The following is a 12829-nucleotide window of genomic DNA, read 5'->3' as shown; positions in this document are numbered from 1 at the left end:
GGGGTGGGTCCGGGGCACCCCGGGGTTTTCACCCCTTCGCGGGGGGGGGGGGGGCCCGCCCCGGGGGCCCGGCGGGGGGGGGGGGCCGGGGGGGGGGGGGGCGGGCGGCGGGGGGGGGGGTGGGGGCGGGGGGGGGGGGGGGGCGCCGGGGGGGGGGGGGCCGGGGGGGGGGGGCCCGCCCCTCTCCATGCCGGACGACATCCGTCCTCCGGCGGGTCAGTGCTTGAAGGTGTCCTTCACCTTCTCCTTGGCGCTGCGGGCGTCGCCCTTGGCCTGCTCGGCCCGGCCTTCGGCCTGCAGGCGCTCGTTGCCGGTCGCCCGCCCGGCCGCCTCCTTGGCCTTGCCCTTCGCCCGCTCGCCCATGGACTTCATCTTCTGCTCACCGGACACCAGGAATCACTCCTTCTCCGTGCGATACGTCTGACGACAGGACGCCTCACCGGAATCCGGGAGAGCAAACCCCTGAATATCCGGCGCATCGTCGCTCAACGGGCACCGGAGGGGAGGATCTCCCTGATCTTGGCGAGGGCGAAGCCCCACCCCTGCGACACCGTCGGCCTGCCCGGCACGGCCACCTCCGCCGGGTTCGTCAGCACGTCGAGGAGGACCGGGCCCGGCCGGGCCAGCGCCTCGCGCACGGCCTCGTCCAGGCCGCCCGGCGCGGTGACGCGGACGCCGGTCAGCCCGAGCGCCTCGGCGACGGCGGCGAAGTCGGGGTTGTCGAGTACCGTCCCGAACTCCCGAAGTCCCGCCTGCTCCTGCTCCAGCTTCACCATGCCGAGGCGGCGGTTGTCGAAGACGACGAGCTTCACCGGCAGCCGTTCGGAGCGGATGGTCATCAGGTCGCCGAGCAGCATGCCGAGGCCGCCGTCGCCGCAGAAGGCCACGACCTGCCGGTCCGGGGCCCACAGCTGCGCCCCGATGGCCTGGGGCATGGCGTTGGCCATGGAGCCGAGGTCGTACGAGCCGATCAGCCGGCGGGTGCCGCGCATGCGCACGAACCGCGAGAGCCACACGGTGGCCATGCCGGTGTCCGAGGTGAAGATCGCGTCGTCGGCGGCGTGACGGTCGACGGCGGCCGCCAGGGCCTCGGGGCGGATGTCCGCCTCCCGGTTGTCCAACGCGGCCCGCACCCGTCCCGGCAGCCGCTCGTCGTGGGCGGGGTCGGCGAGGCCGGCCTGGCCCTTCCGCCACTCCGCGTATCGCTCGCGGGCCTCGTCGAGGTGGGAGCGCGACGGGACGGGCGCGAGCAGCGGCAGCAGGGCCCGCAGCGTCGCGCCCACGTCCCCGGCGAGCCCGACGTCCACCGGGACGCGGCGCCCGAGGCGCTCCTCGCGGGTGTCGATCTGCACGACCCGGCAGTCCTGCGGATACCAGTCCCGGTAGGGGAAGTCCGTCCCGAGCATGAGCAGCGTGTCGCAGCCCTCCATGGCGCGGGCCGCCGCCGGATTGCCGATGAGGCCGGTCTGGCCGACCTCGTACGGGTTGTCGACCTCGAAGCCCTCCTTGCCCTTCAGGGTCAGCACCATCGGCGCCGCGAGCAGCTCGGCCGTGCGCAGCACCTCCTCCCGGGCCTCCCGGGCGCCGCGCCCGACCAGGAGGGTGACCCGCGAGCCCCGGCCGATCGCCGCGGCCGCCTCGGCGAGCGCGGGGTCGTCGGGGCGGGTGACGGCCGGGCGCGGCAGCGCGAACCGCGCCGGCCGGTCCTCCTCGACCTCCCGGTCCCCGATGTCGCCGGGAACGGTCAGCACCGCCACGCCCCGCCCGGTCACGGCCGCCCGCACCGCGGTCTCCAGCAGCCGGGGCATCTGGGCGGGCGAGGTCACGGTGGCCCGGTACACGGCCACGTCCCGGAAGAGCAGGTCGTTGTCGACCTCCTGGAAGTAGTCGCCGCCCACCTCCGACAGCGGCACCTGGCCGCAGATCGCCAGGACCGGCGCGCCGCTCTTGGCCGCGTCGTACAGTCCGTTCAGCAGGTGCACCGAGCCGGGCCCCACCGTGCCCATGCACACGGCCAGTTCTCCCGAGAGCTGGGCGCGCGCCCCGGCGGCGAAGGCCGCCGCCTCCTCGTGGCGGAAACCGGTCCAGTCGATGCCCTCGGTGGTCCGGACGGCGTCGGTGAGCGGGTTGAGCGCGTCGCCGACGACGCCGAACACCTGGCCGACGCCGAGCTCCGCGAGCCCGTCGACGATCACCTGCGCGACGGTACGGGTCATGGGGTCTTCCTTCCTCGTAAGTGTCCTGGTGGGCGTCCTGGCGGCAGTCCTCTGGGGGGCGTGTGGGACTTCTCGTCGGGCTCCCGCGGGGGTTCCCGAGGGGTCCTCGCGGGCCCTCGTCGGGTGCTCGTGGGGCCGACCGTCTCACCGGAGGGTGAACCGGTCCGGATGAGCCGCCTTCCAGTCGCCTGCCCAGGTGTCCGGGACCGATGCGGCCGACAGGAGCTGACCCGGCCCGAGCGGTTCGTACAGCTCGGCGTGGGACCGCACGGCGTCCGGTCCGGTGCGGCGCAGCAGCATCCCGGGCCCCAGGTCCCCGGGACCGTCGGCGCCCACGGCGGCCATGAGGGCGAGGGCGCTGCGCACGGTCGCCTCCTGGAAGCGCCGGACCCGCTCCGCCTTGTCCTCGACGTCGAGGGCGCGGGCCCGCCGGCGGTCCTGGGTGGCGACCCCCACGGGACAGGTGTTGGTGTGGCAGCGCTGGGCCTGGATGCAGCCGAGGGCGAACATCATGGCCCGGGCGGAGTTGGTGTAGTCGGCGCCCTGGATCAGGCGTTTGACGACGTCGCCCCCGGTGGCGATCTTGCCGGAGGCGCCGATCCGGATCCGGTCGCGCAGCCCCGTTCCGACCAGGGCCCGGTGCACCGTGGTCAGGCCCTCGGTGAGGGGCAGGCCGACGGTGTCCGCGAACTCCAGCGGGGCGGCGCCCGTGCCGCCCTCCGCCCCGTCGACGACGATGAAGTCGGGCGTGAGGTCCTCCTCCACCATCGCCTTGCAGACGGCGAGGAAGTCGCGGCGCGTGCCCACGCACAGCTTGAAGCCGACCGGCTTTCCGCCGGAGAGCTCCCGCATCCGGCCGAGGAAGCGGACCAGCTCCCGGGGGGTGCGGTAGACCCGGTGGTACGGCGGGGAGATCACCGTGCGGCCCTCGGGGACGCCGCGGACGGCCGCGATCTCCGGGCCGACCTTGGAGCCGGGCAGCACGCCCCCGATGCCGGGCTTCGCGCCCTGGCTGATCTTCAGCAGCACGCAGGCGACCTGGTCGAGCGCGGCCTTCTCGGCGAACAGGCGCGGGTCGAAGCCGCCGTCCTCGGCCCGGCAGCCGAAGTACCCCGTCCCGATCTCCCAGACGAGGTCGCCGCCAGGGGCGAGGTGGTGCTCCGAGATCCCGCCCTCGCCGGTGTCGTGGGCGAAGCCCCCGCGCCGGGCCCCCTCGTTCAGGGCGCGGACCGCCCGGCCCGACAGCGAGCCGAAGCTCATCGCCGACACGTTGAGCAGGGCCATGTCGTAGGGCCGTGCGCAGTCGGGGCCGCCGATCCGGACCCGGGGCGGTTCGTCCGGCACCGGGCGCGGGGCCATGGAGGGGAGCAGGTATTCGGCGCCCGTCCGGTCCAGCTCCAGCTCGGTCCCGAAGGGGTCCTCGGCGTCGGTCCCCTTGGCCCGCTCGTACACGATGGAACGGGTGTCCCGGTCGAAGGGCGCGCCGTCGACGTTCCCCTCGACGAAGTACTGCTGCACCTCGGGGCGGATCGCCTCCATCGCGAACCGCAGGTGCCCGAGGAGCGGATAGTTGCGCAGGATCGAGTGGCGCCGCTGGAGCACGTCGTGAAGCGCGACCGCGGCGAGCAGCAGGGCGGGGCCCGCCGCGCACCACCACCACGGGGAGACCAGGGCGGCCGCGAGGCCGGTGGCGAGCGCGGCGAGGACGGGGCAGACCACGAGCAGTGACGTCACCATGGACGGCCGTCTGTCCCCTTCCGGCGCGGTCACGCCCCGGCGGGGACGGACGGGCCGGTTCCGGCCCGCCCGGGCCGAGCGAGGTTTAGCGCGGGGGAGTCCGGCGAGACGGGGTCCATGAGTGCTTCGGAGAACAGCGCAAGGAACCGCATCCCCCGGACCGGCCCCAGCGCCGTCCCGGACCACCTCGGCGCCAGGCCGGTGGACGACCCCGACGCGGACCCGGGCGACGGGCCGACCCCGCTCGGGCGGCCGCACGTCCGGCCCGTGCCGTTCGCCGACAAGGCCCGCGCGGCCGCGGACGCGGCCCGCGGCGCCGGGAGCGGGCTGTGGTCCGCCGCCCGCGGGCACCGGACCGCGACGGCCGGTGCCGCGGCCGGGACGGCTGCCGCGCTCGCCCTCGCCTACGGGTGGGGGCGCCGGGCCGGGCGCCGGGCCGCGCGTCGCGACCTCGGCCCGCTGGCCCTGTTCTTCGCGCGCCGCGGCTGAGCGGGCGGCGCGACCGTCCACAGGATGCCGGTGCGTGGGCACACGCCCTCCGGCCGTCCCGCCGTCTTCCCTCACCACCGTTCTCTTGGAGGTCGATCCGCATGGTCCCCCTGCTTCTCGTCCTGCTGCTCATCCTGCTCCTGTTCGGCGCCGGCTTCGCCGTCAAGGCGCTCTGGTGGATCGCCGTCATCCTGCTCGTCGTGTGGCTGCTGGGCTTCGTCGCCCGCCCGAAGGGCGGCACGGGCCGCTGGTACCGCTGGTAGGCGGCCCCCGGCGCGCGCCCGTCGGGCCGCCGGTACCGCTGGTAGGCGGCCCCCGGCGCGCGCCCGCCAGCGGCGCGACCGAACCCGGCACCTCCCCGTCAGGAGGTGCCGGGTTCGGCCGTGTGCGCTCAGGCGGTCAGCCCGGAGCCGTCCTCGAACCGCCCTGAAGCCGTCCTCAGACGGTCCTCAGGGCGGTCCTCAGGCGGTCAGCACCGAGTCGTCCTCGGGCCGGGCACCCGGCAGCCGGTGGCGCGCCGCGATCAGCGCCGCGTCCACGTCACGCGTACCGGTGGAGACGCACAGCGTGTAGGCGAGGTCCTCCATGCGCCGCCGTACCTCTTCGGTGCCGTTCTCGGCCTGGAGCACCCGGAGCGTCTCGTACTGCTCGATGAGATTGCGCAGGACCGCGGGGTGGGCCATCAACACGTACTGCTCCCCTCGTCTTCGGGGCGGGGGACCGCCCGGTTCGACGCCCGTGTACCCCGGTCGCCGCGTCGTACGCCCTCCGGTCGCGGGCCGGGAAGGACGGGTTCCGGCCGGATCACCCGGCACCGGCCTCCTCTTGTCGATCACGGAGGGGTAGTGTCGTCATGATTGCCGTACGGCAACGATCGCGGCAGCCGGAGCCGTCCCGGGGGAGCGGACGTCCGGCGCGCGGCGTGGGCCGCACGGTCCGTGTGCGCAAGCTTGCTGGGAACGAGGATGGGCATGTCTGACACGACGACCAAGGGCTCCTCCGGCCCGGAGCACCCCGGACCGGCCCCGTTGGTCGAACCCGGACTCCGGCAGCTGCTGGACGGGCTCACGGCCGTGCGGGACGGGGACTTCGGGACCCGCCTGCCGGACGACGCCGACGGGCTGATGGGCGAGATCTCCCGGGTGTTCAACGGCATGGTCGATCAGCTCTCCCTGTTCACCTCCGAGGTGACGCGGGTGGCGCGCGAGGTCGGCACCGAGGGGACGCTCGGCGGCCAGGCCCGGGTGCCCGGGGTCTCCGGCACCTGGGCCGACCTGACGGACTCGGTCAACGCGATGGCCGGGAACCTCACCACCCAGGTCCGTGACATCGCCCACGTCGCGACGGCCGTGGCCAAGGGCGACCTCTCCCAGAAGATCGACGTGGACGCCCGCGGCGAGATCCTGGAGCTGAAGAACACCATCAACACGATGGTCGACCAGCTCTCGGCCTTCGCCGACGAGGTCACGCGCATGGCCCGTGACGTGGGCACGGAGGGCATCCTCGGCGGACAGGCCGACGTGAAGGGCGTCTCCGGCACCTGGCGCGACCTGACCGACTCCGTCAACTCGATGGCCGGGAACCTCACCGCCCAGGTGCGGGCGATCGCCCACGTCGCCACAGCCGTCGCCGGCGGCGACCTGTCGAAGAAGGTCGACGTGGACGCCCGGGGCGAGATCCTGGAGCTGAAGACGACCATCAACACGATGGTCGACCAGCTCTCCGCCTTCGCCGACGAGGTGACCCGGGTGGCCCGCGAGGTCGGCACCGAGGGCAACCTCGGCGGCCAGGCCACCGTCCGGGGCGCGTCCGGCACCTGGAAGGACCTGACCGACAACGTCAACGTGATGGCCTCCAACCTCACCGGTCAGGTGCGCTCGATCGCCCAGGTCGCCACCGCCGTGGCCCGCGGCGACCTCTCCCGCCGGATCACCGTGGAGGCCAAGGGCGAGGTCGCCGCCCTCGCCGAGACCATCAACACGATGGTGGACACCCTGTCCGCCTTCGCCGACGAGGTGACCCGGGTGGCCCGCGAGGTCGGCACCGAGGGCCGGCTCGGCGGCCAGGCCAGGGTGCCGAACGTGGCCGGCACCTGGAAGGACCTCACCGACAACGTCAACTCCATGGCGAACAACCTGACCGGACAGGTCCGGAACATCGCTCAGGTCACCACCGCCGTCGCCAACGGCGACCTCTCGAAGAAGATCGACGTCGACGCGCGCGGCGAGATCCTGGAGCTCAAGACCACCATCAACACGATGGTCGACCAGCTGTCCGCCTTCGCCGACGAGGTGACCCGGGTGGCCCGTGAGGTCGGCACCGAGGGCCGGCTCGGCGGACAGGCCGAGGTGGAGGGGGTCTCCGGCACCTGGAAGCGGCTGACCGAGAACGTCAACGAACTGGCGGGCAACCTCACCCGCCAGGTCCGCGCCATCGCCGAGGTCGCGAGCGCCGTCGCCGAGGGCGACCTCACCCGCTCCATCACCGTCGAGGCCTCCGGCGAGGTGGCCGAGCTCAAGGACAACATCAACGCCATGGTCGGCTCGCTGCGCGAGACGACGCGGGCCAACCAGGAGCAGGACTGGCTCAAGTCCAGCCTGGCCCGGATGTCCGCGCTGATGCAGGGCCACCGCGACCTGGCCGTCGTCGCCGAACTCGTCATGGACGAGCTGACCCCGCTCGTGTCCGCCCAGTACGGCGCGTTCTACCTCGCCGAGGAGGGCCCCGACGGCGTCGAGCTCGGCCTCGTCGGCTCCTACGGACGCCCCGCCGGCGACCGGGACCGGGTCCGCTTCCGGCTGGGCGAGTCGCTCGTCGGACAGGCGGCCCGCAGCCGCCGCACCATCGCCGCCGAGAACGTCCCCGCCGACTACGCGACGATCTCCTCGGGTCTCGGCAGCACCACCCGGGGCAGCCTGGTGGTGCTGCCGGTCGTCGTCGAGGAGCAGGTCCTCGGCGTCATCGAGCTGATGTCCTTCAGCCCCTTCACCTCCGTGCACCGGGACTTCCTGGAACAGCTCATGGAGACCGTCGGCGTCAACCTGAGCACCATCGTCGCCAACGCCCGCACCGACGAACTCCTCGACGAGTCCCAGCGCCTGGCCGGCGAACTCCGCTCGCGCACCGAGGAGCTCCAGGTGCGGCAGGAGGAACTCCAGCGCTCCAACGCCGAGCTGGAGGAGAAGGCGGCCCTGCTCGCCGCGCAGAACCGCGACATCGAGGCCAAGAACCTCCAGATCGAACAGGCCCGGCAGGAGCTGGAGGACCGCGCCCAGCAGCTCGCGCTGGCCTCCACGTACAAGTCGGAGTTCCTGGCCAACATGAGCCACGAGCTGCGCACCCCGCTCAACAGCCTGCTGATCCTGGCCCAGCTGCTGGCCCAGAACCCGACCCGCAACCTCACGGCCAAGCAGGTCGAGTACGCCGGCATCATCCACTCGGCCGGATCCGACCTGCTCCAGCTGATCAACGACATCCTCGACCTGTCCAAGGTGGAGGCCGGGAAGATGGACCTCAACCCGGAGCGCGTGCCCCTGCGCAGGCTGCTCGACTACGTCGAGGCCACGTTCCGCCCCCTCACCTCGCAGAAGAGCCTCGCCTTCACGGTCTCCACGGCCGCCGGCGTCCCCGTCGACCTCGTCACCGACGACACGCGGCTCCGGCAGGTGCTGCGCAACCTCCTGTCGAACGCCGTCAAGTTCACCGAGCAGGGCAGCGTCGAGCTGCGCATCGAACCGGCCTCGGACGCCGAACTGCCCCTGTCCGTCCACCGCGGCGGCCCCGTCGTCGCCTTCCGCGTCACCGACAGCGGCATCGGCATCGCCCCCGAGAACCTGGAGGCCATCTTCGGTGCCTTCCAGCAGGCCGACGGGACGACGAACCGCAAGTACGGCGGCACCGGCCTGGGCCTCTCCATCAGCCGAGAGATCGCCCATCTGCTCGGCGGCGCCCTCACCGTCACGAGCGTGCCCGGCGAGGGCAGCACCTTCACCCTCTACCTCCCCGTCACCCGTCCCGACTTCACCGAGCGGCCCGCCCCGGCGGCCCCGCCCGCGGACCCCTCCGCCGCGCTCGCCGTCCCGGCACCGGCCCCGGGCGGCGCGCTCGCCCCGGCCGGCGCCTCGGCCGCCCGGCCGACCCGGCGCCTCCTCGTGATCGAGGAGCGCCCCCGCGGGCTCCTCACCGTCGTGGCCGAGAACGCGGTCTCCCAACTCGCGGCCGACGGCGGCCACACGGAACGGTCGGACATCGAACTGATCGCGGTCGTCGGCCCCCAGGAGGCCGCCTCCGCGCTCGCCACCCGGCCGTGCCACTGCGTCGTGCTCGACGTCGACATGGCGGACGGCGACGCCCTGCGTTTCCTGGAGGCCATGGACGGCGACGAGGCGCTGCGCACCGTCCCCGTCCTCGCCCACAACAACCGCCGGCTCCCCGCCGACGAGGAGGGCGCCCTCCAGGACCTCGCCCGCCGCCGCCCGCTGGAGCTCCTCTCCAGCCTCGACGAGCTGCGCGAGCGGATCGCCCTCCACCTGTCCGCGGAGCAGCCCGGCGACGTCGTGCCCCTGGTGCGCGGCGACCACCGGGCCCCCGCGCCCCGGGCCATCGACACCACCCTGCGCGGCAGGACCGTCCTCGCCGTCGACGACGACGCCCGCAACCTCTACGCCCTCAGCGGCATCCTGGAGCTGCACGGCATCACCGTGCTGCACGCCGAGAACGGGCGGAAGGGAATCGAGACGCTCCTGGCGAACCCGTCCGTCGCCCTCGTCCTGATGGACGTGATGATGCCGGAGATGGACGGCTACACGGCGACCGAGCGGATCCGGGAGAGGCCGCAGTACGCGGACCTGCCCGTGATCGCCGTCACCGCGAAGGCCATGCCGGGAGACCGGGAGAAGAGCCTCGCCTCCGGGGCGAGCGACTACGTCACCAAGCCCGTCGACGCCGACGAACTCATCGCCTGCGTGCGCCGCTGGCTCGGCGGAGAGGAGGCCTCGTGACCGCCTCCGCGCGACCCTTCCCCGCCGCCCGCCGGGCCCCCGCCCGCCGGAACGGCGAACCCCTGCCCCGTCCGTACGGCGCCCCCGGCGTCGCCCCGACCGAGGAGTCGCCGACGTGAGTGGCCCCCGCTTCCCGGGCGCGAACCCGTCCGCGCCCCTTCCCGAGGCAGATCCCGCCGCGTCGGCGCCCCCCGGCGCCGACGTCCCCCGCCCCGTCACCGGCCCGCACGCCGGTGACGGTCGGCACTCCGCCGACGGCTCCGGCGCCGTCGAGCGCGTCCACCTCGCCGACGGGACCGACTCCGCCGTCGGCTCTCGCCCCGCCGACGTCCCCCGTCCCGCCACGGGCCCGCACGCCGGTGACGGTCGGCACTCCGCCGACGGCGGTCCGCTCTCCGCCGTCGGCTCTCGCCCCGCCGATGTGCCCCGTCCCGCCACGGGCCCGCACGCCGGTGACGGTCGGTACTCCGCCGACGGCTCCGGCGCCGTCGAGCGCGTCCACCTCGCCGACGGGACCGACTTCGCCGACGGCTCCCGCCCCGCCGACGCTGCACCGGCCGTCGCGGACGACGCGTCCCCCGACGGCCGGCTCGCCGCCACCGTGGAACGGCTGCGCGGCGAGGTGCGCGCCGCGCACGCGGCGGCCGAGGGCCGCGCCCTGATCGAACTCGCCAAGGGGGTCATCGTCGAGCGCCTGGGCTGCGGCCCCGCCCAGGCGGCCCGCCAGCTCGCGGAGCTCGCCGACCGGGCCGGGCTGTCCCGCCTGGAACTGGCCGCGGACCTCATCAACCAGGCGGCCCGGGACCGGATGGCCGAGGCGGCCGACGAGTTCCTCAGGACGGCCGTCGACGCGCCCGCCGCCACCGGCGCCGCCGCCTCGGTCGCCGTGCGGCTGCGCACGGCGGAGAGCGCGGCACTCAGCGCCGGCGACACCCAGGCCGTCGCCGAGTCGCTGCTCCGCCACGCGCTCGAACCCCTGGGCGCCGTCGCCGTGGCGATCTGGACCACCGGTCCGGACACCTCGCTGAGCCTGCGCGGCCACGCCGGCTTCGGCCTCGACGAGGCGGCCCGCTGGCACTACGTGCCGCCGGGGGTGACCACCGCCGCCCGCCAGGCGCTGATCGGGCGCCGCACCGTCCGGTACGCCTCCCTGGCCGCCGCGGGCATCCCCTCGATCGGCCGCGCCCGCCATCCCGACGGCGGCCGTGTCGTCGTCCCCGCCGGCACCGGCGGCCGCATACACGGCGTGCTGGAGATCTGCTGGGCACACCCGCTCGACCACCTGCCGCAGGCCGTGGAGCGTCAGATCGAGGCCCTCGCCGAGCTCTGCGCCCACACCCTGGAGGGGCTGCCCGAGGCGTCCCCCGGCGGCTTCGCCGTGCCCGGCGGCCCGTCCGTACCCGGCGGGGACGGGGCGGCCGCGCTGGCCGAACTCTCGGACGGGCTCTACGATCCCGCCCTCGTCCTCACCCCCCACCTGGACGAGGCGGGCAAGCTCGTCGACTTCCGCATCCGGCACGCCAACGCGCATTTCCAGGACCCCGCGGGGCGGCCCCGCGGCTCCGTCGACGGGGCCCTGCTCCTGGAGGCGTACCCGGCGACGGCGGGCGGCGACGAGCTCTTCGAACGGATCGAGCGGGTCTACGCCACCGGAGAGCCGTTCCGCGCCCGCCGGGTCCGCCTCACCGCCCTCGTGGACCAGGTGCCGCTCGCCTCGCTCGCCGACATCAGCATCAGCCGGCACGGCGCGAGCGTCCTGCTCATCTGGCGCGTCGAGGACGAGTCGGCGCGCCTCGCGAGCCTCCTCCAGCACGCCCAGCGCCTCGGCCGGGTCGGCGCCTTCGAGGAGGACCTCGTCACCGGCGACATCACCTGGCACGGGCAGCTCTACGAACTCTTCGGCCGCAGGACGACGGAGCCGCCGGTCCCGCTGCGCGACCTCGCCGCCTACGCCCACCCCGACGACTTCCGCACCATCCGCCGCTTCCTCCAGACGGTCCTGGACCAGCGGCGGGTGGGCTCCGCCGCCTTCCGCATGCTCCGCCACGACGGCGTCACCCGGCACATCCGGGTGACCGCGGAACCCGCCCCGGGCACCGACGGCGGTCTCCAGGTCGTCCGGGGCGCCTTCCAGGACATCTCGGCGCAGCACTGGACCGAGGTCGCCCTCACGGCCACCCGTGACCGGTTGGCGGCGACGGAGGAGGCCGCCGAGGAGCGCAACCGGCTCACCCTCCAGCTCCAGCACGCCATCATGCCGCCGGCCATGCCGCCGCTCGACGCCCCGGGACTCGACGTCGCCGTGCGCTACCGCCCCGCCGAGTCCGAGTCCCTGGTGGGCGGCGACTGGTACGACGCGGTCGTGCTGCCGTCCAAGAAGGTGCTCCTGTGCGTCGGGGACGTCGCCGGCCACGGCGTGGAGGCGGCCACCGGGATGGTGGTGCTGCGCAACGCGCTGCGCGGCCTTGCCGTCACGGGCGCGGGCCCGGGGCAGCTGCTGTCCTGGCTCAACAGCGTCGCCCACCACCTCACCGCCCAGGTCACGGCCACCGCCGTGTGCGGCGTCTACGACCCGACGAGCCGCACCCTGCGCTGGGCCAGGGCGGGCCACCTCCCGCCGGTGCTGGTCCGCGGCGAGGAGGCGCGCGACCTTCCCCTCCTGCGCGGGCTGCTGCTGGGGGCCCTCGCGGAGGTCGAGTACGAGGAGGCGGAGTTGACGCTCGAACCCGGGGACACGGTGCTGATGTACACCGACGGACTCGTCGAGCGCCGGGACACGGCCGTCCAGGACTCCGTCGCCCAGCTGCTCACCGTCGCCCGGCAGCCGGCCGACAGCCTGGAACGCCGGCTCGACCAGCTGCTGGCGCGCAGCAAGTCGGACACCGACGACGACACCTGCGTGGTCGGCGTCCAGGTGTCCTGACCCGGTCCGCTCGCCCCCGACCGGCTTCACCCCTCCACGGAAAGCAGGGAACATGACCGAACGAGAACCGAATCTGGACGTCGACGTCGAGGTCCGCGACAACCGCACGGCGGTGCTGACCGTGCGGGGCGAGCTGGACATGGAGACGGCCGGCCGGCTGGACGAGCACCTGGCGGAGCAGTTCCGCCAGGGGCGCCGGAGCCTCGTCCTGGACCTGTCCGCCCTCGGCTTCATGGACTCCTCGGGGCTGAACGTCCTGATCAGGGCGGTCAACAGGGCGCGGGAGTCCGGCGGCGACCTGTACCTTGCCGCGCCGACCCCTGCGGTGCGGCGCATCCTGGAGATCACCGGGGTGACGACGACGATCCCGCCGCAGGACTGCGTGGCGGACGCGCTGGCCGCGGCCGGCGGCGCGAGATAGCAGACGGGCGGCCCGGTCCCGTGCGCGGGACCGGGCCACGGAG

The 12829-nt window shown here is 74.4% G+C and carries 10 protein-coding genes; 6 read left to right on the top strand and 4 right to left on the bottom strand.

Going from position 1 to position 12829, the window contains the following annotated elements; all coding sequences use genetic code 11:
* Positions 1–216 precede the first annotated feature (216 nt).
* From ACIGW2_RS32775 to ACIGW2_RS32765, 3 genes are all read right to left on the bottom strand, one after another.
* Positions 217–390 carry a CsbD family protein gene (locus tag ACIGW2_RS32775; protein WP_399847690.1) on the bottom strand — a complete coding sequence of 58 codons (174 nt, stop codon included), beginning with the start codon at positions 388–390 and terminating at the stop codon, positions 217–219.
* A gap of 95 nt (positions 391–485) precedes the next feature.
* Complete coding sequence (locus tag ACIGW2_RS32770) at positions 486–2216, bottom strand: thiamine pyrophosphate-dependent enzyme (protein ID WP_399847687.1); 1731 nt, start codon at positions 2214–2216, stop codon at positions 486–488.
* Between the two features lie 144 nt (positions 2217–2360).
* A complete protein-coding gene (locus ACIGW2_RS32765) occupies positions 2361–3953 on the bottom strand; it encodes an FMN-binding glutamate synthase family protein (RefSeq protein ID WP_391652444.1) in 1593 nt (530 codons plus the stop codon).
* 117 nt (positions 3954–4070) lie between these two features.
* Between ACIGW2_RS32765 and ACIGW2_RS32760 the strand changes: the two genes are divergently transcribed.
* Positions 4071–4442 carry a hypothetical protein gene (locus ACIGW2_RS32760; protein WP_399847685.1) on the top strand — a complete coding sequence of 124 codons (372 nt, stop codon included), beginning with the start codon at positions 4071–4073 and terminating at the stop codon, positions 4440–4442.
* A gap of 101 nt (positions 4443–4543) precedes the next feature.
* Positions 4544–4705, top strand: coding sequence for a DUF5670 family protein (locus ACIGW2_RS32755; protein ID WP_356072822.1), 162 nt, complete (start codon positions 4544–4546; stop codon positions 4703–4705).
* 198 nt (positions 4706–4903) lie between these two features.
* Here ACIGW2_RS32755 and ACIGW2_RS32750 read toward each other — a convergent pair whose 3' ends face one another.
* A complete protein-coding gene (locus tag ACIGW2_RS32750) occupies positions 4904–5131 on the bottom strand; it encodes a DUF5133 domain-containing protein (protein WP_356072819.1) in 228 nt (75 codons plus the stop codon).
* A 282-nt stretch (positions 5132–5413) separates the two neighbouring features.
* On the opposite strand from ACIGW2_RS32750, the gene ACIGW2_RS32745 reads away from it, so the two are divergent.
* The 4 genes from ACIGW2_RS32745 to ACIGW2_RS32730 are packed head-to-tail and all read left to right on the top strand — an operon-like array spanning position 5414 to position 12786.
* On the top strand, positions 5414–9442 hold the full coding sequence (locus ACIGW2_RS32745) for a HAMP domain-containing protein (protein ID WP_399847681.1): 4029 nt from the start codon (positions 5414–5416) through the stop codon (positions 9440–9442).
* The gene (locus tag ACIGW2_RS32740; protein ID WP_391652440.1) at positions 9439–9561 is read left to right on the top strand and encodes a hypothetical protein; all 123 of its coding nucleotides are present in this window, start codon (positions 9439–9441) and stop codon (positions 9559–9561) included. Before ACIGW2_RS32745 ends, ACIGW2_RS32740 begins: the two co-directional genes overlap by 4 nt.
* Positions 9558–12365 (top strand): SpoIIE family protein phosphatase, encoded by a 2808-nt coding sequence (locus tag ACIGW2_RS32735; RefSeq protein ID WP_399847678.1) that lies wholly within the window; start codon positions 9558–9560, stop codon positions 12363–12365. The genes ACIGW2_RS32740 and ACIGW2_RS32735 overlap by 4 nt, the downstream gene beginning before the upstream one ends.
* 52 nt (positions 12366–12417) lie before the next feature.
* On the top strand, positions 12418–12786 hold the full coding sequence (locus ACIGW2_RS32730) for an STAS domain-containing protein (RefSeq protein WP_391652439.1): 369 nt from the start codon (positions 12418–12420) through the stop codon (positions 12784–12786).
* The last annotated feature ends 43 nt before the right edge of the window (positions 12787–12829 follow it).

Origin of the sequence: Streptomyces sp. NPDC053541 (genome assembly GCF_044544705.1) — a bacterium.
In the GTDB taxonomy this organism is placed as follows: Bacteria; Actinomycetota; Actinomycetes; order Streptomycetales; family Streptomycetaceae; genus Streptomyces.
This window is presented reverse-complemented; position numbering and strand designations above follow the sequence as displayed.